The organism is Sphingomonas sp. Leaf9, assembly GCF_001421355.1.
GTDB lineage: Bacteria > Pseudomonadota > Alphaproteobacteria > Sphingomonadales > Sphingomonadaceae > Sphingomonas.
The window spans coordinates 249,404-269,972 of record NZ_LMKC01000004.1 but is presented as its reverse complement, the minus strand read 5'-3'; the positions used below and the strand labels follow the sequence as shown (position 1 = coordinate 269,972).

19 protein-coding genes are annotated in these 20,569 nt (G+C 68.6%); 10 read left to right on the top strand and 9 right to left on the bottom strand.

Annotated features, from left to right (window positions below; genetic code table 11):
* The first annotated feature begins 50 nt into the window (after positions 1-50).
* The 5 genes from ASE58_RS12230 to ASE58_RS12210 all read left to right on the top strand — a co-directional run bounded on the left by ASE58_RS12230 (position 51) and on the right by ASE58_RS12210 (position 7,774).
* The gene (locus ASE58_RS12230) at positions 51-1,439 is read left to right on the top strand and encodes a TIGR03013 family XrtA/PEP-CTERM system glycosyltransferase (protein WP_055821667.1); all 1,389 of its coding nucleotides are present in this window, start codon (positions 51-53) and stop codon (positions 1,437-1,439) included.
* A gap of 4 nt (positions 1,440-1,443) precedes the next feature.
* Positions 1,444-3,498, top strand: coding sequence for an XrtA/PEP-CTERM system histidine kinase PrsK (gene prsK, locus ASE58_RS12225; RefSeq protein ID WP_055822385.1), 2,055 nt, complete (start codon positions 1,444-1,446; stop codon positions 3,496-3,498).
* Positions 3,495-4,850, top strand: coding sequence for a PEP-CTERM-box response regulator transcription factor (gene prsR, locus ASE58_RS12220; protein WP_055821664.1), 1,356 nt, complete (start codon positions 3,495-3,497; stop codon positions 4,848-4,850). The genes prsK and prsR overlap by 4 nt, the downstream gene beginning before the upstream one ends.
* Positions 4,834-6,891: a tetratricopeptide repeat protein gene (locus ASE58_RS12215; RefSeq protein WP_055821660.1), complete on the top strand. Its 2,058-nt coding sequence runs from the start codon at positions 4,834-4,836 to the stop codon at positions 6,889-6,891. The genes prsR and ASE58_RS12215 overlap by 17 nt, the downstream gene beginning before the upstream one ends.
* Before the next feature lie 73 nt (positions 6,892-6,964).
* The gene (locus tag ASE58_RS12210) at positions 6,965-7,774 is read left to right on the top strand and encodes a DUF815 domain-containing protein (RefSeq protein WP_055757500.1); all 810 of its coding nucleotides are present in this window, start codon (positions 6,965-6,967) and stop codon (positions 7,772-7,774) included.
* Between the two features lie 134 nt (positions 7,775-7,908).
* Here ASE58_RS12210 and ASE58_RS12205 read toward each other — a convergent pair whose 3' ends face one another.
* Positions 7,909-9,675: an ABC-F family ATP-binding cassette domain-containing protein gene (locus ASE58_RS12205; protein WP_055757503.1), complete on the bottom strand. Its 1,767-nt coding sequence runs from the start codon at positions 9,673-9,675 to the stop codon at positions 7,909-7,911.
* 98 nt (positions 9,676-9,773) lie between these two features.
* On the opposite strand from ASE58_RS12205, the gene ASE58_RS12200 reads away from it, so the two are divergent.
* Genes ASE58_RS12200 through ASE58_RS12190 form a run of 3 tightly spaced genes read left to right on the top strand, consistent with a single transcriptional unit; the run spans position 9,774 to position 12,165 of the window.
* Positions 9,774-10,076: a hypothetical protein gene (locus ASE58_RS12200; protein WP_156347720.1), complete on the top strand. Its 303-nt coding sequence runs from the start codon at positions 9,774-9,776 to the stop codon at positions 10,074-10,076.
* A gap of 21 nt (positions 10,077-10,097) precedes the next feature.
* Positions 10,098-10,787 (top strand): response regulator transcription factor, encoded by a 690-nt coding sequence (locus ASE58_RS12195; RefSeq protein ID WP_055757508.1) that lies wholly within the window; start codon positions 10,098-10,100, stop codon positions 10,785-10,787.
* A 10-nt stretch (positions 10,788-10,797) separates the two neighbouring features.
* Positions 10,798-12,165: a sensor histidine kinase gene (locus ASE58_RS12190; RefSeq protein WP_055757510.1), complete on the top strand. Its 1,368-nt coding sequence runs from the start codon at positions 10,798-10,800 to the stop codon at positions 12,163-12,165.
* 115 nt (positions 12,166-12,280) lie between these two features.
* Here ASE58_RS12190 and ASE58_RS12185 read toward each other — a convergent pair whose 3' ends face one another.
* From ASE58_RS12185 to galE, 5 genes are all read right to left on the bottom strand, one after another.
* Positions 12,281-13,267, bottom strand: a complete 987-nt coding sequence (locus ASE58_RS12185) for an LLM class flavin-dependent oxidoreductase (RefSeq protein ID WP_055757511.1) — start codon at positions 13,265-13,267, stop codon at positions 12,281-12,283.
* A gap of 66 nt (positions 13,268-13,333) precedes the next feature.
* A complete protein-coding gene (locus ASE58_RS12180) occupies positions 13,334-14,119 on the bottom strand; it encodes a PhzF family phenazine biosynthesis protein (protein WP_055821657.1) in 786 nt (261 codons plus the stop codon).
* Between the two features lies 1 nt (position 14,120).
* Positions 14,121-15,077 (bottom strand): cation diffusion facilitator family transporter, encoded by a 957-nt coding sequence (locus ASE58_RS12175; protein ID WP_055757515.1) that lies wholly within the window; start codon positions 15,075-15,077, stop codon positions 14,121-14,123.
* The gene (gene pdxH / locus ASE58_RS12170; protein WP_055821654.1) at positions 15,074-15,652 is read right to left on the bottom strand and encodes a pyridoxamine 5'-phosphate oxidase; all 579 of its coding nucleotides are present in this window, start codon (positions 15,650-15,652) and stop codon (positions 15,074-15,076) included. Before pdxH ends, ASE58_RS12175 begins: the two co-directional genes overlap by 4 nt.
* Before the next feature lie 69 nt (positions 15,653-15,721).
* The gene (gene galE, locus ASE58_RS12165; RefSeq protein ID WP_055821652.1) at positions 15,722-16,717 is read right to left on the bottom strand and encodes a UDP-glucose 4-epimerase GalE; all 996 of its coding nucleotides are present in this window, start codon (positions 16,715-16,717) and stop codon (positions 15,722-15,724) included.
* Between the two features lie 64 nt (positions 16,718-16,781).
* On the opposite strand from galE, the gene msrA reads away from it, so the two are divergent.
* The gene (msrA, locus tag ASE58_RS12160) at positions 16,782-17,324 is read left to right on the top strand and encodes a peptide-methionine (S)-S-oxide reductase MsrA (protein WP_055821650.1); all 543 of its coding nucleotides are present in this window, start codon (positions 16,782-16,784) and stop codon (positions 17,322-17,324) included.
* Between the two features lie 107 nt (positions 17,325-17,431).
* Complete coding sequence (locus ASE58_RS12155; protein WP_055821647.1) at positions 17,432-19,417, top strand: GAF domain-containing protein; 1,986 nt, start codon at positions 17,432-17,434, stop codon at positions 19,415-19,417.
* 67 nt (positions 19,418-19,484) lie between these two features.
* On the opposite strand, the gene ASE58_RS12150 is transcribed toward ASE58_RS12155, so the two are convergent.
* From ASE58_RS12150 to ASE58_RS12140, 3 genes are all read right to left on the bottom strand, one after another.
* Positions 19,485-19,736, bottom strand: a complete 252-nt coding sequence (locus tag ASE58_RS12150) for a GlsB/YeaQ/YmgE family stress response membrane protein (protein WP_055757526.1) — start codon at positions 19,734-19,736, stop codon at positions 19,485-19,487.
* Positions 19,737-19,845: 109 nt separating this feature from the next.
* Positions 19,846-20,148 (bottom strand): CtrA inhibitor SciP, encoded by a 303-nt coding sequence (gene sciP, locus ASE58_RS12145; protein ID WP_055757528.1) that lies wholly within the window; start codon positions 20,146-20,148, stop codon positions 19,846-19,848.
* 99 nt (positions 20,149-20,247) lie between these two features.
* On the bottom strand, positions 20,248-20,517 hold the full coding sequence (locus ASE58_RS12140; protein ID WP_200909355.1) for a hypothetical protein: 270 nt from the start codon (positions 20,515-20,517) through the stop codon (positions 20,248-20,250).
* Positions 20,518-20,569: the final 52 nt, after the last annotated feature.

The window sequence follows — 20,569 nt, the reverse complement described above, 5'->3', positions numbered from 1 at the left end:
CATAGCGGGTCGGTGTCGGATTGCCTTACACCTGTATCGGGATCGCCGCGATGATTCGGCTGTTCAAACACTATATCCCGCATGCCGTGCTGCTGCTCGGCATGCTCGACCTGTGCGCGCTGCTGGTCGCCGCCGAACTCGGCTGGATCACGCGCGCGATGCAGATCGGCATGGCGATCGATCCCATCCATACCCGCGTGCCCCAGCTGATGAGCTTCGCGCTCAGCCTTGAGGTCGCGATGGTCGCGGTCGGGGTCTATGGCACCGACGCGCTGCAATCGGTGAAGTTCGCCGCGGCCCGCCTGATCGTCGCGATCCTGCTCGGCGTCATCTTCCTCGCGGTGCTGTTCTTCCTGGCGCCCGGCATCACCTTCTGGCGATCGAACCTGCTCTACGCGGTCGGCTTCGCGACCGTGCTGCTGCTGCTCCTGCGCGTCGTCACCGGCACCTTGCTGGGCGGGCAGGCGTTCAAGCGGCGGGTGATCGTGCTGGGCGCGGGACCGCGGGCGCAGCGGCTGAAGGATCTCGGCCAGCGCCCTGGCGCGGGCTTCGTCGTCGTCGGCTATATCGCGATGAGCGAGGCGAATCGCGTGATCCCCGAGGCGATCGCCCGCGACGCGATCTACAACCTTGCCGATCACGTCGTGCTGCTGGGCGCGTCCGAAGTCGTGCTGGCGCTGGAGGAGCGGCGCAACGCGCTGCCGCTGAAGGATCTGCTGCGCATCCGCACGACCGGCGTGCACGTCAACGAAATCTCGACCTTTCTCGAACGCGAGACGGGGCGCGTCGACCTCGACAGCGTCAATCCGTCGTGGCTGATCTTTTCCGACGGCTTCTCGTCGGGGCGGGTGGTGTCGAGCGTGTTCAAGCGGATGTTCGACATCGCCGCCAGCCTGCTGCTGCTCGCGCTGACGCTCCCGGTGATCCTGCTCGCCGCGCTCGCGGTAAAGCTGGATAGCCGTGGCCCGGTCTTCTACCGCCAGCGGCGTGTCGGCCTCTACAGCACCGGGTTCGACATCCCGAAGCTCCGCTCGATGCGCACGGATGCGGAGGCTGCCGGGTCGGCGGTCTGGGCCGAAAAGAACGATCCGCGCATCACCCGCATCGGCCGCATCCTGCGCAAGACGCGGATCGACGAACTGCCGCAATGCTGGAGCGTGCTGATCGGCGAGATGAGCTTCGTCGGCCCACGCCCCGAACGCCCCGAATTCGTGTCGGCGCTGGAGGAGAAGCTGCCCTATTATGCCGAACGGCACATGGTGAAGCCGGGCATCACCGGCTGGGCGCAAATCAACTATCCCTATGGCGCGTCGATGGACGATGCGCGGCAGAAGCTCGAATACGATCTCTATTATGCCAAGAACTACTCGCCCTTCCTCGACCTGCTGATCCTGCTCCAGACGATCCGGGTCGTGATCTGGTCGGGTGGGGCGCGGTGATGCGATGCTGACCGGGGTCGTCGTCTGGGGCCATGCCATCGCCGCGCTGCTGTTCGGCGGGCTGGCCTTCTGGACCGTGCGGCGCGGTGCGGCCGACGGCGCGCTGCCGCGCCGCGGCCTATCGGTCGCGCTGGCGCTGACGGCGCTCTGGGCGCTGGCGGTGGCGGGGATCGCCGACAGCCATCCGGTCACGCATCTGCTGGGCGGCTTGCGCACGCTCGGCTGGCTGGCGCTGCTGTTCGCGATCCAGCAGCGCAGTGGCGAACGCGGCGGCGAAGCGCTCGGCCGGACCCTCGCGTTCGGCGCGGTGATGATCGTCGACGTGGCGGCGTTGCTGCTCGATTCGATCAGCGCAGCGGCCGGCAACCCCGTCGCCGCCACCATGATCGGCGATGTCGCGACGGTGCTGGGAATGCTGGCGGCGCTCGGCGCGCTGCTGCTGCTGCACGGCCTGTTCCGCACCACGACCTCGGCTGCGACGCGGCTGGTGCTGGTGACGGCGGGGGCGTTCTGGCTGATCGACGTCAACAGCTGCATCGCCAGCTACCTGGTCGGCGGGGCGCCCGCCGAACTGATCGCGGCGCGCGGCGCGGCGGTGGCGGGCATGGCGGTGCTGATCGCGCTGGCCCTGTCGCGGCCGGGCGATGGCGGGGTGCAATTCTCGCGCACCGCGACGTTCCACACCCTCTCGCTGCTCGGCCTCGTCGCCTATTTCGCGATCACGATCATGGCGACCAGTTTGATCGAGGTGCTGGGCGGTGCCCATGCCCGCATCGCGCAGACCGCGTTCGTCTTTGGATCGACCGTCGCGATGCTGACCGCCGCCTCGTCCGGCTGGCTGCGCGCGTGGATCAAGGTGAAGCTGGTCAAGCACCTGTTCCGCCACCGCTACGACTATCGCGCCGAATGGACCCGCTTCACCGAAACGCTGGGCGAGCCGAAGGGCGGCGCCCCGCTCGACGAACGACTGGTCAAGGCGGTCGGCGACCTGATCGATGCGCCCGCCGGGCTCCTGCTGGTCGCCGATGGCGATACGCTGGCGCTGCAGGCGTCATGGTGCTGGGACGGGCAGGCGCTGCCCGGCGACGATGACGGCAGCGCGCGGCTGGCCGCCTATCTGCGCACGACCGGGCGCATCCTCGAACTCGATCCCTTACGCGAACGGCCCGACGATCCCGACCGGGCGGCGGTGCCGGGGGCGATGCTGGCCCATCCCGATGCGTGGGTGGTCGTGCCGCTGCCGCATCTGGGGCGGTTGATCGGCGCGATCCTGCTCGCCCGGCCGATCCTTGCCCGCGCGCTCGACTGGGAGGATTTCGACCTGCTGCGCATCGCCGGGCGACAGGTCGCCAGCTACCTGGCCGAGGAACGCGCCCAGTCCGCCTTGTCCGAAGCGCAGCGGTTCGAGGAGTTCAACCGCCGCTTCGCCTTCATCCTGCATGATGTGAAGAATATCGTGAGCCAGCTGAGCCTCGTCGCGCGCAACGCCCCGCGCCATGCCGACAACCCCGCATTTCGCGCCGACATGGTCGCGACGCTGAACGAATCCGCCACGCGGATGAACGACCTGCTCGCCCGCCTGTCCGAACGCGAGGCACCCCGGATGGAGGCACCACGCGCCGTCGCACTGGCGACCATCGCCGCGCAGTCGGCCGCACGCTTCCGCGCGCGCGGCGTCGTGGCGATCGAGGGCGATCGCGACGCCCACGCCGCCGCCGATCCGGCGCGGCTGCAACAGGTGCTCGACCATCTGGTCCTGAACGCGCTGGACGCCGGCGGCAGCGACCCGGTGCGCGTGGTCCTGGGCCATGCCGCCGATCGCGTGTGGATCGATGTGGTCGACACCGGACAGGGCATGACCCAGCAATTCGTCCGCGACGACCTGTTCCGCCCGTTCGTGTCGTCGAAGCCCACCGGCTTCGGCATCGGCGCGTTCGAGGCGCGGCAGCTGGCCCAGGCGATGGGCGGCACGATCGAGGTGGAGAGCCACCCCGGCCGCGGCACGCGGTTCCGCGTCACGCTGGCGGCGGCGACCCCCACGCTGGAGCAGGCGGCATGACGACACGCAAATGCCTGTTGATCGTCGAGGACGATGCCGGGCTGCAACGCCAGTTGCGCTGGGCCTATGAAGGCTATGACATCGTGGTCGCCGGCGACCGCGACGCGGCGATCGCCGCCGTCCGTGCGGAGGAGCCGCAAGTCGTCACCCTCGACCTGGGGCTTCCGCCCGATCCCGATGGCGTCAGCGAAGGCTTCGCGACGCTGGCAGCGATCCTGGCGATGAAGCCCGATACCAAGATCGTGGTGGCCAGCGGCCATGGCGACCGCTCCAGCGCGCTGCGCGCCATCGATCTGGGCGCATGGGATTTCTATGCCAAGCCGATCGACATCGACGCGCTTGGCCTGATCGTCGCGCGCGCCTTCCACGTCCATGCGCTGGAGGCCGAGAACCGCCGGCTGGCCGAGCGGATCGAGGGGCAGGCGGTACTCGGCGGCATGATTACCGCCGCGCCCGAAATGCTGAAGGTCACGCGGACGATCGAACGCGTCGCCCCGGCCGACGTCTCGGTGATGCTGCTCGGCGCATCGGGCACCGGCAAGGAGCTGCTGGCACGCGGCGTCCATGACGCATCGCGGCGCAAGCGCGGCAATTTCATCGCGATCAACTGCGCCGCCATCCCCGAAACGCTGCTCGAAAGCGAGCTGTTCGGCCATGAGAAGGGCGCGTTCACCGGTGCGGTGAAGATGACCGAGGGCAAGATCGAACAGGCGGCGGGCGGCACGCTGTTCCTCGACGAGATCGGCGACGTACCGCTGTCGCTACAGGTAAAGCTGCTGCGCTTCCTGCAGGAACGCGTGATCGAGCGGATCGGCGGGCGCAAGGCGATCCCCGTCGACACCCGCATCGTGTGCGCGACGCACCAGGATATCGACGCGATGGTGGCCGAGGGGCGTTTCCGCGAGGACCTCTATTATCGCCTCGCCGAGATCGTGGTGCGCATCCCGTCGCTGTCGCAGCGGCCGGGCGATCCCGCGCTGCTCGCGCGCCATTTCCTTGATCGCAACGCTGCGCAGATGGGGCTGGGGCCGAAACGCTTCGCCCCCGACGCGCTGGCCGCGATCGAGGCGTGGGGCTGGCCGGGCAATGTCCGCGAGCTGGAAAACCGGGTGAAGCGCGCGGCGATCATGGCCGATGGCAAGGCGGTGACCGCCGCCGACCTCGACCTCGCCAGCCCCGACTTGGGCGCCGGCCCGATCAACCTGAAGGCGGTGCGCGAGGCGGCGGACCGTTCCGCCATCCGCTCCGCGCTGGCGCAGGCGCAGGGCAATATCTCGGGCACCGCCCGCCTGCTCGGCATCAGCCGCCCGACCCTCTACGATCTGATGAAGAGCTATGACCTGCAACCCTGACCGTTCGATCCGCGCGCTGCTGGGGGCGGGGGGGCTGGCGGTCGTCGCCGTCGCGCTCGCGTCGCTCGGCGGCGTACTGCCCGCGCGCGCCGATGCGGCGGACGCACGGACGAAGGTCGCGCAGGCGCTGGCGCAGTTCCAGGGCGGGCACTGGACCGCTGCACGCGACCGCGCCCGCGCCGCGACCGAAGCCGATCCGGCATCGGGCTTTGCGCAGGCGGTGCTGGCGCGCACCCAATTGGCGCTGGGCGACGGGGCGGGGGCGCAGGCATCGCTCGACCGCGCGACGAAGGCCGGGTTCGATCCGGCGCGCGCGCACCAGCTCTATGCCCATGCCCGGCTGTTGCAGGGCGATCCGGCGGGCGCGGTGGCGGAGGCGGATCGCACGCTCCCCCGCTATCGCGGCTATGCGACGACCATCCGTGCGCAGGCGGTGGCGGCCAGCGGCGATGTCCGCGCCGCGCTGTCGACGCTGGAGGCACGGGTCGCCGCCGCGCCCGGCGACGCGTTTGCCTGGGTCGCGCTCGGCCGGCTGCGGCAGGACGCGGGCGACATGGTCGGCGCGATCAATGCCGGCACTGCGGCGGTGCGCGCCGACCCCGCCTCACCCGACGCGCTCCGGCTGCGGGCGCAGACGATGCGAACCCAATATGGGCTGGTCGCAGCACTGCCGTGGTTCGAGGCGGCGTTGGCCCGCGACCCCTATGCCCATGACACGCTGATCGAGTATGCCGCGACGCTGGGCGATGCCGGGCGGGCGCGCGACATGCTGGCGGCGGTGCGTCGCGCGATGGTGGTGCGGCCGGGCAGCGCGCAGGGGCTGTACCTGCAATCGGTGCTGGCGGCGCGGGCCGGTGACCTGGTGACCGCGCGCAGCGTGCTGGACAAGGCCGGGCGTGGCCTTGCCGGTGTGCCCGGCGCACTACTGCTCAGCGGATCGATCGGCCTTGCCGCCGGCGAAGCGGCGCAGGCGGCGATACCTTTACGCGAACTCGTCGCGCGGCAACCCACCAATATTACCGCGCGCAAGCTGCTGGCGTTGGCGCTGCTGCAAAGCGATTCGGCGCGCGAGGCGTTCGACATGATCCTGCCGGTCGCCTCGCGCGGCGATGCCGACAGCTACACGCTGCTGCTGGCCGCCCGCGCGCTGGAGCGGATCGGCGACCGTACCAATGCCGCGCCCTTGTTCGACCGTGCCGCCGCGCTGCGCCGGGGTCGGTCGGGCGCGTTCGCGACCGGAGAGAACCTCGCGACCCTCGCCAACGAAGCGGCGGCGGCCCCCGGCAGTCCGGGCGCGACGCTCCCCTATATCCGCGCGCTGTCGGCCGGTGGCGATGCCGCCGGTGCGCTGGCGGCGGCGCAGGCGCTGGCCGATGCCAATCCGGGGTCGCCATCGGCGCAGCTGGTGCTGGGCGACGCGCTGGCCGGGGCGGGGCGGATGGCCGATGCCGCCACCGCCTATGCCCGCGCCGCGACCACCCGCTTCGATGAAGCGACGATGCTGCGGCTGGTCGATGCCCGCGACCGCGCCGGGCAACGCGATCAGGCCGGTGCTACCCTCTCGCTGTTCCTCACCCAGAACCCCGGCAATGTCGCCGCGTTGCGCCTGCTCGGCAACTGGCAGGTCGCGGCGGGCGAGCATGACGCGGCGATCGAGACGCTGGAGTCCCTGCGCGAACGCGTCGGCGACCGCGATCCCGCGCTGCTGGCGCTGCTCGCCTTCGCCTATGCCGGCGCGGGCGAGCCGGAGGCGGCGCAGGGCTATGCCAGCGCGGCCTACGCCCTCGCTCCGTCCAAACCGATGACGGCGGATGCGCTCGGCTGGACACTCTATGCCGGCGACAATGTCGGCGCAGCGGTGCCGCTGGCGGTGAAGGCGGTGCGGCTGGCTCCGCAAGACGCTGCGATCCGCTGGCACATGGCACAGATCGCCGATGCCGCCGGCAACCGCCCGGTCGCCATCGCCAATGCGCAGGCGGCCTTGCGCGACACGGCGTTTGCCGACCGGGCCGCGGCACAGGCGTTGATCGCCGGGAGCTGATGCTTGGCCGCGCATGTCGCCCCGGCATGTGCCGGGATGACGTGCCTGATGCGTTTGCGCTAGGGCCGGTGCCATGACCGATCCGCTCATCCGCATCGCCGCCGCCCTCGAACGCCTGTCGCCGCCGCCGCCACCGGCCGCCGATCCGCTGGCGCATCCCGCCTATGGCTGGGACGGCGTAGGTTTGCGCGCTGCGCGGGGCTTCCGGCCGCTGGCGCTCGACCGGCTGGTCGGGATCGATGCGCAAAAGACCGCACTAACCGACAATCTCGCCCGTCTCGCCGGCGGCGCGGCGGCGCATGACGTGCTGCTGTGGGGTGCGCGCGGCACCGGCAAGTCGGCGCTGGTCAAGGCCGCGGTCGGGCAGGTGCAGGCGACCGGCGGCGCACTGGCGCTGGTCGAGGCACCGGCCAATGCGCTGGCCGGGCTCCCGCGCCTGTTCGCGCTGCTGGCCGACGTCCCGCGCGCGTTCGTGGTGTTCGTCGACGATCTCGGCTTCGACACCCCCGCCGACGGTCGTGCGCTGCGCTCGCTGCTGGAGGGCGGCGCGGAAGGGCGGCCGGGCAATGTCCGGCTGATCGTCACCGCCAACCGCCGCCACCTCGTGCCGCGTGACCTGAAGGAACAGGACAGCGCGATCAACCCGCGCGACGGCATCGACGACGCGCTGGCGCTGGCCGACCGCTTCGGCCTGTCGCTTGGCTTCCACGTCGTCGACCAGGATCATTATGTCGCGATCGTCGAGCGCTACTGCGCCGCCTACGACCTGCCGTTCGATGCGCAGGAGGCGATCAACTGGGCCACGAAGCGCGGCAGCCGCTCGGGGCGGGTGGCGTGGCAATATGTGACTGAGTTGGCGGGAAGGCACGGCAAGGCGGTCTAAAGATCCTCCCCGCGAGCGGGGAGGGGGACCGCCGCGCAGCGGTGGTGGAGGGGGGCTTCCACCACCGGAACGTACGCGGATAACCCCCTCCACCAGCCTGCGGCTGGTCCCCCTCCCCGTGCCGGGGCGGAGCTTCAAGCCTCGGCCATCTCGGCCAGCGCCAGCCAGCGCTCCTCCGCCGCATCCTTTTCCGCGCGCGCCTTCTCGATCTGCGCATTCAGCGCCGCGAACCGCTTCGGGTCCTTGGTATAGAGCGCCGGATCGGCCAGCAGCGCCTCGTCGCGTTCGATCGCCGCCTCCAGCTCCTCGATTCGGCCGGGCAGGATGTCGAGGTCGCGCTGGTCCTTGTAGCTCATCTTGGTCGATTTGGGCTTCGCCGCCACTTCGACCGGCTTGGCCTTCACCTTTGCCGCCGTCCGCTCGCGCCGCTTCGCCACCCAGTCGGCATAGCCGCCCGGCACGACATCGACATCGCCGCTGCCGTCCATCCCCAGCGTCACCGTGACCGTCCGGTCGAGGAAGTCGCGATCGTGGCTGACGATCAGCACGGTACCGGCATAGTCGCCGATCACCTCCTGCAACAGATCGAGCGTTTCGAGGTCGAGGTCGTTGGTCGGCTCGTCCAGCACCAGCAGGTTCGACGGCCGCGCGAACTCGCGCGCCAGCAACAGCCGCGACCGCTCGCCGCCCGACAGCGTGCCGATCCGCGCCTCGGCGATCGACGGATCGAACAGGAACTCCTTGAGGTAGCCATGGACGTGCTTCTTCGAGCCATTGACCTCGATCCAGTCGCCGCCATCGGCCAGCACGTCGCGCACCCGCTTTTCCGGGGCCATCAGCTTGCGCTGCTGGTCGATCACGATCCCGTCCAGCGTCTGCGCGCGCATGATCTTGCCGCTGTCGGGCTCCAGATCGCCGGTCAGCAGCCGCAGCAGCGTGGTCTTGCCCGCGCCATTGCCGCCGACGATGCCGATCCGGTCGCCCCGCCGCACGCGCAGCGAAAAGTCCTTCAGCACCGTACGGTCGCCGAACGCCTTGGTCACATGCTCGGCATCGATCACGACCTTGGTCTTGGTATCGTCGGCCTCGACCTGGATCTTGGCGGTCCCCTGCGGCCCCTGCATCGCCGCCCGCTGCGCGCGCAGTTCGTGCAGCTTTTCCAGCCGCCCCATGTTGCGCTTGCGCCGCGCGGTGACGCCGCGGTGGAGCCAATGCTCCTCGATCTTCAGCTTCGCGTCGAGGCGTTGGGCGGCGCGTTCCTCCTCGGCGGCGGCCTGTTCCATCCACGCCTCGAACCCGCCGAAACCGATTTCTGCTCGGCGAATACCGCCACGGTCGAGCCACAGCGTCGACTTGGTGAGGCGCGTCAGGAACGTCCGGTCGTGGCTGATGACGATGAACGCGCCGTTATAGCGGTTCAGCCATTCCTCCAGCCATTCGATCGCCGACAGGTCGAGATGGTTGGTCGGCTCGTCGAGCAGCAGCACGTCCGGGTTCTCGGCCAGCGCGCGCGCGATCGCCGCCCGCCGCCGCTCGCCGCCCGATGCCGTTGCGGCCTCACGGTTCAGGTCGATGCCCAGCTGGTCGGCGATCGCGTCGACCTCATGCTCGGCCGGCGCACGTGGCCCCCTGAGCGCAAAGTCGCGCAGCGTGGCATAGCCATCGACCTTGGGGTCCTGTTCCAGCAGCACGACATGCGTGCCCGGCACGATCGTCCGACGCCCTTCGTCGGCATCGATCGACCCGGCGATCAACTTCAGCAGCGTCGTCTTGCCCGCGCCATTGCGCCCGATCAGCGCCAGGCGGTCCCGCTGCCCGACATGGATGTCGAGTCCGCGAAATAACCAGCCATTGCCCTGGATCAATCCAAGGCCCTCATAGGACAATATCGGTGCAGCCATGTGTGGCAGGTAAGCCGCAGTCGCGAACGAAGCAAGTTACGCCAGCCTGTCTGCCCTATTCACGGGCTGTTCAACGCATTGCCCCTATGCCACGCCCTATGTCGATGATCGTTCGGTTCCTTGTGCTGGGATTGCTGGCGGTGTCGGGTAATGCGCAGGCATTGCCCGACCAGGTGCTGCGCGATCACGAAGCAGCGCGCGCGGCGCGCGCCGAGGGGCGCATCCTGCCGCTGCGTGAGATCGAACGCCGGGTCGTGCCGCAGATGCGCGGCGCACAATATCTTGGCTTCGACTATGATCCCGATCGTGGGATTTACACGCTCAAATTCCTGCGCGATGGGGCGGTCATCTGGGTCGATGTCGACGGCCGTACCGGCCAGGTCACCGGCCGCAGCCGTTAAACGAATAGGGGAGAACAGCCGATGCGCGTCCTGATCGTCGAGGACGAACCCAATCTCGGCCGCCAGCTGCGTGCCACGCTGGAGGGCGCGGGCTACGCCGTCGACCTCGCCACCGATGGTGAGGAGGGGCATTTCCTGGGATCGACCGAAACCTATGACGCGATCATCCTCGATCTGGGCCTGCCCGAGGTCGACGGGCTGACCGTGCTCGACCGCTGGCGCAAGGAGGGGCGCACCGCCCCGGTGCTGGTGCTGACCGCGCGCGACAGCTGGTCGGACAAGGTCGCCGGGCTGGACGCGGGCGCCGACGATTATGTCGCCAAGCCGTTCCAGACCGAGGAACTGATCGCCCGCCTGCGCGCGCTGATCCGCCGTGCCTCGGGCAATGCCTCGGCCGAACTGACGGCGGGCGACATCCGCCTCGACACCCGCTCGGGCAAGGTGACCAGGGCAGGCGAGCCGGTGAAGCTGACCGCGCAGGAATACAAGCTCCTGTCCTACCTGCTCCACCACAAGGGCAAGGTCGTCAGCCGTACCGAGCTGATCGAACATATCTACGATCAGGATTTCGACCGCGATTCGAACACGATCGAGGTGTTCGTGACGCGCATCCGCAAGAAGCTGGGCGCCGACGTCATCACGACGATCCGGGGTCTGGGCTACAGCCTCGACGAACCGGGCGCGCCGAAGCCGGCGGGCGCGGAGGACTGAGGCAGGCGCGATGACGAGCGGCACCGATCCTGCCCCGCGCACCTATGTCCGGGTGACGGGATCGCTGTCGCGGCGGATGATCCTCGTCGCGGCGCTGTGGATCATGCTGCTGCTGGCGGGCGGTGGCTTCGCGCTCGACCGGGTGCTGGTATCGGCGGTCACGCGCAACACCGATGACGGTCTCGAATATCTCCTCAACTCGCTGATTGTCTCGGCCGAGATCGATTCGACCGGCGAGGTGACGTTCAATCGCCAGCTGTCGGACCAGCGGTTCCTCGAACCCTATTCCGGCCTCTATTGGCAGGTGAGCGGGCCGGGGCACGAGACGTGGCCGTCGCGCTCGCTATGGGACCGCAAGCTGCCGGTCGACGGCAAGCGCTATACCGACGTCCATATTTATGACGCGCGGCCGTTTCCGGAGCAGAAGCTGCGGATCGTCGAACGCGACCTGACGCTGCCCGGATCGCCGACCGTCTGGCGGTTTCAGGTCGCCGAATCGCGCGACGTGCTCGACGGGCTGATCGCGGCGCTGCGCAAGACGCTGGTACGCTCGTTCGCGCTGCTGGGTCTGGGGCTGATCGTCATGGCGACGCTGCAGACCTGGTACGGGTTGCTGCCCTTGCGCGCCGTGCGCGACGCCATCGCCCGATTGCGTGCCGGTCAATCGGCGCGGGTCGAGGGATCGATGCCGGCCGAGGTCGCGCCGCTGGTCGAGGAACTGAACGCGCTGGTCGAACATAACGACAAGCAGGCCGAAGAGGCGCGGCGCCATGCCGGCAACCTTGCCCATGCGCTGAAGACCCCGCTGACCGTCATCATGAACGCGTCGGCCGCCGGGCAGGACGATCTCGCCGATACCGTCATCCGCGAAGCGCGAACGATGCGGCGGCAGGTCGACCACCACCTCGCGCGCGCCCGCGCGGTCGGGCGGCGCGGATCGGCGCACAGCCGGGCGGATGTGTGGGTGTCGGTAGAAGCGGTCGAGCGCGCCGTCGCCCGGCTCTATCCCAATGTCCGCATCGACGTGGACGGCAAGAAGGACCTGATCGCCCGGATCGAGCGGCAGGACCTCGACGAAATCCTCGGCAACCTGGTCGAGAACGCCGCCAAGTACGGCGGGGGCAGCGTGTTCGTCACCGCCCGCGCCGATGCCGGCTTCGTCGAACTGCTCGTCGAGGATGACGGGCGCGGCATCCCGGAATCGGACCGGCTGCGCATCTTCGATCGCGGCGTACGGCTCGATTCGGGCAAGCCCGGCACCGGCCTCGGCTTGGCGATTGTCCGCGATGTGGCGGAGATTTACGAAGGCACCGCCTCGCTGGAGGAGAGCGAGGATCTGGGCGGGTTGCTGGTACGGCTGCGGTTGCCGGCGGCGTAACCGAACCCTCACCCCGTTCGGTTCGAGCAGCTTCGAGCTTGTCGAGAAGCGTCCGTCGAGAACGCCCTGTTTGAAGTAACTACTTATCGACAGGCTCGAACCTCACCGACGGAGGTCACAGCCCCCGCATCGCCGCCGCCGCGATCGACGCACTCCGCTTGCGCGCCGCCGGATCAAACATCGCGCCGGTGACGATCACCTCATCCACCTGCGTCCGCGCGATGAACTTCGCCAGCCCGTCGCGAACCGTCTCCGGCCCACCGATCGCCGAACATTCCAGCACATGGTCGAGGACTGCATTGCCCTGCGCGCCAAGCTGCGCGCGATACCCCGCGACCGGCGGCGGCAGCTCGATCGGCTGCCCGGTGCGGATCGCGACGAACATCTGCTCGGTCGAACTGGCCAGCAGTCGGGCCTCTTCATCGGTGTCCGCCGCCAGCACGTTGAACGCGGCGGCGGCATAGGGCTTGTCGAGCACCGCCGAGGGCGTGAAGTTGCGGCGATACACCTCCAGCGCCTGGTCGAGCGCGGCCGGTGCGAAGTGCGAGGCAAAGGCATAGGGCAGCCCCAGCATCGCCGCCAGCTGCGCACCGAACAGCGACGATCCGAGAATCCACAGATCGACCTTCGCCCCCGCGCCCGGCACCGCGCGAATGCCGGTGCGGCCGTCATCGGCGAAATAGCTCTGCAGTTCGACCACATCCTGCGGAAAGGCGTTGGGATCGCTGTCCAGCGTCCGGCGCATCGCGCGCGCGACGATCTGGTCCGATCCCGGTGCCCGGCCCAGCCCCAGGTCGATCCGCCCCGGATAGAGCGCGTCGAGCGTGCCGAACTGTTCGGCGACGCTGAGCGGCGCATGGTTGGGCAGCATGATGCCGCCCGCGCCAACCCGCATCGCCTTCGTCGCGGCGGCGATATGACCGATCACGACCGCCGTCGCCGCGCTGGCGATGCCGGGCATCCCGTGATGTTCGGCCACCCAATAGCGGTGAAAGCCCTCCGCCTCGGCATGGGCGGCAAGGTCGGCGGCGGCGGCCAGCGCCTCGGCCGGGGTGCCCCCCTGCCGGACGGGGACAAGATCGAGCATGGAATAGCGGGTCATTGGAGATAGATGGGTGGCGGGTTGCGAATTGCTACCCAATCCCGCTTTCCCCGCCCCAAGCCCGGCTTACAGCAACAGCTCGCCCCGCATCACCGTCACGCACCGCCCGCCCAGCACCGCACGGTCGCCAGCCAGCGTGCAGGTCAGATGGCCGCCCCGCGCGCTCGCCTGGAACGCGGTGAAGCGGTCCCGACCCAGGCGCTTGGCCCAAAAGGGGGTGAGCGCGGCATGGGCCGATCCGGTCACCGGGTCCTCGTCCACGCCCCATGCCGGCACGAACACGCGGCTGACGACATCGGCGACATCGCCCGGCGCCGTGACGATCGCCATCACATGACATGCCGACAGCGCCGCCATGTCGGGCGTACAGGCACGCACCGCCGCCGCGTCGGGCAACAGGATGATGCTGGTTTCCTGTGCCCCCGCAACACTCGCGAATACCTCGCCATCGCAGCCCAGCGCCGCCAACAGCGCCGCATCCGGCGCTGCCGCGACCCGCGTCACCGGCAGGTCGAGCGTATAGCCATCGCCCTCGCGCCGCACGATCAGCATGCCCGCCTTGCGCGTGGCGAAGCGCACCGCGTCGCGTGTCCCCAGCAGCACATGGCCGCTCGCCAACGTGGCATGGCCGCACATCGCGATCTCGACGGTGGGCGTGAACCAGCGCAGTTCATAGTCGGCCTCGCCACCACCCACCGGCATCGCAAACGCGGTTTCCGACAGGTTGTGCTCCAGCGCGATCGACTGGAGCAGCGCATCGTCGGGCCAGGCGTCGAGCAGCATTACCGCCGCCGGATTGCCCGCGAACGGGCGGTCGGCGAACGCGTCGACCACGGTGAACGGCATCGTCATGCTACAGGCTCCCCACGCGCTTGCCGAACCAGTGCGGGGTCACGTCCGCCTCGACCAGCGGGTTGTCGGTGTCGACATGGCCTTCGGGATCGAGGTGGATCAGCACCTCGACCTTTGGAAATGCCTGGCGCAGCGCGCGCTCGACGCCTTCGACCACATCATGCGCCTCGGCGACGGTCATGTCGCGTGCGACCTCCATATGGAACTGCGCGAAGTCGTGGCTGCCCGAACGACGGGTGCGGAAGTCGTGGATGCCGCGCAGACCCTGCTGCCGTGCCGCGACGTCGAGGAACGCATGGCGCTCGTCCTCCGGCCATTCCTTGTCCATCAGCTGGTCGATCGCCTGGCTCGACGCCTGGAACGCGCCCCATGCCAGCCACAGCGCGATCAGGATGCCCATCACCGGGTCGGCGCCGCGAATGCCGAACAGCTGGTCGAGCACCATCGCCACGATCACCGCCAGATTGAGCAACAGGTCGCTCTGATAATGCACATTGTCGGCGCGGATCGCGACCGATCCGGTGCGGTCGATGATCGATTTCTGATACGCCAGCAGCGCAAAGGTCGCGAGGATCGCGATCACCGACACGCCGATGCCGAATTCGACATCCTGCGTCTCGCCCGGCGCGCCGAACGCGGCGATCGCGCGCCATGCGATACCCGCGGCCGATGCGGTGATCAGCATGACCTGGAACAGCGCCGCCAGCGCCTCCGCCTTGCCATGGCCAAAACGGTGGTCATGATCGGCGGGCGTCGCGGCCAGGCGCACGCCGTACAACGTCACCAGCGAAGCGAGCAGGTCGAGCGCGGTGTCGGCAAGGCTGCCCAGCATCGCCACCGATCCGGTATGCCATGCGGCAAATCCCTTCAGCCCCAGCAGGAACACCGCCATCGTCACCGACGCGATGGCGGCGCGGGTGGCGAGCGGGATCACCCGCTTGCGTTCGGTCTCCGTCATGGGAACAGCAGCCCTTCGCTCCAGCTGCCGTCGGTGCCGGGGGTGAACACGCGGCGTTCGTGCAGCCGGTGCGCGCGGTCCTGCCAGAATTCGATCGACCGGGGCGTCACCCGGTATCCACCCCAGAAGGACGGGCGGGGCACGTCCTGCCCTTCGAACCGCGCCTGCACCTCGGCAAAGCGCGCCTCGAACGTGGCACGATCATCCAGCGGACGCGACTGGTCCGACGCCCAGGCACCCAGCTGCGAATCGCGCCCGCGCGAGGCGAAATAGGCGTCGGATTCGGCATCCGACGCCAGCGTCACCGGCCCCTCGATCCGGATCTGGCGGCGCAGTGATTTCCAGTGGAACAATAGTGCGGCGTTGGGATTGGCGGCCAGGTCGGCGGCCTTGCGCCCTTCGCGATTGGTGTAGAACACGAATCCGTCGCGGCCATGGCCCTTCAGCAGCACCATCCGCACCGAGGGGTGCCCCGCGGCATCGGCGGTGGCCAGCGCCATGGCATTGGGGTCATTCGGCTCGCTGGCGCGGGCCTCGGCGAACCATTGGTCGAACAGGTCGAAGGGATCGGTCATCGCCCGCACATAGCCCCTTTGCCGCGCGATTTCACCCCGACCCGAAGGGCAGGGGCGCATCGCCCCGGATCAGCCGCTGCGCCGTTCCGCCAGCTGGCGCTCCCACGCCAGCGCGTCACGCACGATCTGGTCGAGATCGGCATGCTGCGGCCGCCACGGCAGGGTGGCGAGGATCGTGCTGTTGTCGGCGACCAGCGCGTCGGGATCGCCGGCGCGACGCCCCTCCAGCTTGCGCTCGATCGTGTGGTTCGTCACCCGGTCGACCGCATCCAGCACCTCGAGCACCGAATAGCCGCGGCCATAGCCCGCGTTCATGGTGTGGCTCTTGCCCGGATCGGCCATCAGCAGGTCGAGCGCATGGACATGCGCGTCGGCCAGGTCGCTGACATGGATATAGTCGCGCACCCCGGTCCCGTCGGGCGTCGCGAAATCGGTGCCATAGACGCCGACATGCGCGCGCTTGCCGGTCGCCGCCTCGACAGCGACCTTAATCAAGTGCGTCGCGCCGGCGGTCGACTGGCCGCTGCGCCCCTGCGGATCGGCGCCAGCGACGTTGAAATAGCGCAGCGCCGCATAGTTGATCGGATGCGCGGCGGCGACATCGGCCAGCATGATCTCGGTCATCAGCTTCGACATGCCGTACGGGTTGATCGGCTGTTTCGGGCTGTCCTCGCGCACCGGCACGACCTCGGGGATGCCATAGGTCGCGGCGGTCGAGGAGAAGATGAAATGCTTCACCCCTTCGGCGACGGCGCTTTCGATCAGGCTGCGCGAGGCGGCGGTGTTGTTGCGGTAATATTTGAGCGGGTTCTCGACCGACTCCGGCACCACGACCGATCCGGCGAAGTGCAGGATGGCGTGCACGTCATGGTCGCGCATCGCCGCGCGCACCGCCGCATCGTCGCTGATATCGGCCACGACCAGCGCGGCACGGGGATCGACCGCCCAGTCGAAGCCGGTGACCAGATTGTCGACCACCACGACCGCATGGCCGGCATCGAGCAGCGCCAGCACCGCATGGCTGCCGATATAGCCCGCGCCGCCCGTGACCAGAACCTTGCCCATTACCGTACCCCCGATTGCGTCGCTGTCTCGTGCGCCTATCTCTTCGACCGAAGGAGATTACGCAATGGCTACCGAACAGGCGACCTTCGCCGGCGGATGTTTCTGGTGCACCGAGGCGGTGTTTCGCGACGTGATCGGCGTCGAACAGGTCGAAAGCGGCTATATCGGCGGCACGGTCGAGCATCCGACCTACAAGCAGGTGTGCGGCGGCGACACCGGTCATGCCGAGGCGATCCGCGTCACCTACGACCCCGCCGTCATCAGCTATGACGACATGCTCGACATTTTCTTTGCGACGCATGACCCGACGCAGCTGAACCGGCAGGGCAACGACGTCGGCACCCAGTATCGCTCGGCGATCTTCCCGCATTCGCCCGAACAGGAAGCGGCGGCGCGGGCGGGCATCGAACGTGCGGGCGAAGGGCGCGGGCAGATCGTCACCACGATCGAACCGCTGACGACCTGGTATCCGGCCGAGGACTATCATCAGGAATATTGGGACGGCGAGGGGCAGCGGAATCCCTATTGCCTGGCGATCATCCCGCCAAAGCTGCAAAAGCTGCGCAAGAGCTTTGCCGCGCACAGCCGGGCGGCCGAAACGGCCTGATCCCGCCACGGGACTAAATTAGCAAGGGGCGTGCCAACCTTGGTGCGCCCCTTGTACCATGGCGGGGGAATTGCTATCCCGATCATGGCCATAGGGGCAGGGCGACCATGGGGGCGACGATCGATACGACCGGATCGAACCGGCGGTTTGCCGCGATTCGCGACTATCGGCTGATCGAGGCGATCGGCCAGGGGGCGCAGGATGACCTTGCCCGACTGGCTGCCGAAATCTGCGAAGCGCCGGTTGCGCTCGTCACCTTGCTGGCGCCGGATCGGCAATGGTTCGTCGCGCAGGTCGGGACCGATCTGTGCGGAACCTCGCTCGACGATGCGATCTGCACCCATGCGCTGGACGTCGACGATATTCTGGTCATTCCCGATCTGTCGGCCGATCCCCGCACCCGTGCGAGCGGCATCGTTCTCGGGGAGCCGCACATCCGCTTCTACGCGGGCGTTCCGCTGCGCATCGGCGACGGCGTGCCGGTCGGCACGCTGTGCGTGCTCGACATGGTGGCGCGGCCCGAGGGGTTGAGCACGGTCCAGCGCGACATGCTGCTGCGCCTCGCGCGACATGTGGTGACGACGCTCGAACTGCGGCGGTTGCTGGCGGAGCGGGACGAAACGCTGCACCGCATCGCCGAGACCGAGGCGGCGTTGTCGGGCAACGAACGCCGCTGGCAGGGCCTGTTCGAAAATATCAACGACGGCTTCGTGCTGGGCGAGGCGATCCGCGACGCCGACGGGCGGGTGATCGACTGGCAATTCGTCGATGCCAATCCGGCATGGTTCGCGCTGTCCGGGATCGATCGCGACCGGATGCTGGCAGCGACCGGGCGACAGATCGATCCCGCCGCGCCCGAACGCTGGGCCGATGGGCTGCACGGCATGCTGGAGGACGGCGCGCCGATCGGGTTCGTCCATCATGTGCCCACGATCGGACGCTGGTTCCGGGGGCATTGTTTCCGGATCGATGGCGACCGCTTCGGCGCGATCCTGCGCGACATCACGCTCGATCGCGCGGCGGAGGGGCGGCAGTCGGCGCTGATCCAGCTGGGCGACGCGCTGCGCGACTGTCACGATGTCGCCGATGTGGCGCGGGCGGCATCGGCGCTGGCCGGGCGGACGCTGGACGTCGCCTGTGCAGGCTTCGGCCGGATCGACGCGGGCATCACCCAGATCGAGATCGGCCCCGACTGGACGGCGGAGGGCGGCACCTCATTGGCCGGACGGCAGGCGGTCGACGATTTCGGCGACCTTGCCGACGCCCTTGCCAAAGGGGACGCGATCGCGGTCGACGATGTGCGGAGCGACCGGCGTACCGCCGGGCATGCCGATGCGCTGGCGGCGCGGGGGATCGGGGCGTTCGTGATCGTGCCCGTCCGCCGCGACGGGCGAATCGTCTCGGCGTTCCTCGTCCACACTGCCGGTCCCCGCCGCTGGAACAGCGAAGAGATCGTGTTCCTGCGCAAGGTCGCCGATCGGGTCGAGGTCGGCATGGCGCAGGTCGAATCGGAAGCGCGGCAGAGCCTGTTGATCCAGGAACTGGCCCATCGGCTGAAGAATACGCTGTCGATGGTGCAGGCGATCGCGTCGCAGACGCTGCGCGGATCGGTCGACCGCGCGCCGCTCGATGCGTTCGAACGCCGGTTGCAGGCGCTGGGCGTCGCGCATGACGTGCTGGTCGAACGCAACTGGGTCGGTGCCGACATGCGGACCACCATCGGTCAGGTGATGGGCGTATTCGGCTGCAACGATCGCATCGCGCTGGCCGGTCCCGATGTGGCGCTGGGCGCGCGCGCGGCGCTGGCGCTGGCGCTGATCCTCCACGAACTGGGCACCAACGCGGTCAAATACGGGGCGTTGTCGACGGCGGACGGCACGGTGGCGCTCGACTGGTCCGTGGCGGAGGGGCAGTTGTCGCTGACGTGGCAGGAACGCGGCGGGCCCGTGGTCTGCCAGCCGGCGCGGCGGGGGTTCGGGTCGAAGCTGCTGCGCCTCGGCCTGGCCGGCACCGGCGACAGCGTGATCTGCTATGATCCCGCCGGCGTGCAGGTGTCGATGCGGGCCGCTCTGTCCGACCTGACCGGCGGCTGACCCATCGCAAAACGGGCCGCCCCAGCAGGGACGGCCCGGTTCGATCGTATTGGTCGATGGCAGGTGCTTAGCGCACCGAACCGCGACGCACGAGATTCACGATCGCAAGAAGGACAATCGCGCCCAGCAGCGAATACAGGAAGCTCATGACGGTGATGCCGTTGTTGATGTTGGCACCCGTCACGAAGCCCGCGATGACCGCGCCGACGATGCCGACGACGACATTCAGGATGATGCCCTGCTGTGCGTCCGTCCGCATGACAATGCTGGCCAACCAGCCAACCACGCCACCAACGACCAGCCAGATGATGATACCCATGAGACGTCCCTCCATTGCTGTCTGCAACCCGGCGAAATTCGTACCGGGCGTACTAAGGGAAAGACTCTTCAGGGACTGGCTTGTTCCGCCTCCGTTTTAACTCTGCGCCTCAATATTTGCGCTGCTGGCGCTCATACAGCGATTTATAGTGCTGAATCCGCGTCACGCGCAGGCCGGGCATGCCCGACCGGTCGACCGCGCGCTGCCAGCTGGCGAATTCCTCCGCCGACAGGTTGTAGCGCTGGCACACGTCGTCCACGCTCAGCAGGCCGCCATTGACCGCCGCGACCACTTCCGCCTTGCGACGCACGACCCAACGGGTCGTTTCGGGCGGCGGCAGCGAATCGAGCGTCAGCGGCTCGCCGAGCGGACCGATCACTTTTGCCGGACGGATCTTGTGGTTCTCAATCATACTGGACCTCGAGCCGGGGAAATTCCCCTGAAACCTTCTTGCGCGGTCATACGCGAACGCGGTTGAACATCGGCTAAAACGGCTAGGTAAACATCGTCTTCATCCGCTGGTGTCCTGCCACTTCTTCGCGACGGGCCGGTATTCCGGCGCGACGCACCCCCGCAGCAAGGCGGCGGTCCACCCATTGAACGCCCCGTCCGCCGGATTGAGCAGGGATACCGGCGCGCGGTTCCATGCCAGCCGGGTCTGCAACCGTGCCGTCGGCGTCGCCGCCTGCCGCCCCGTCGCGGCGGCCAGCAGCACGGCCAGCTCCGTCGGCAGGGGGGTGACCGTGGAACCACGGTCGAAACGGGCAAAGCTCAGATCCAAATCATCATCCAGCAACAGGGCCTAGACCCTGCTAATAGGCTGACACTGTTGA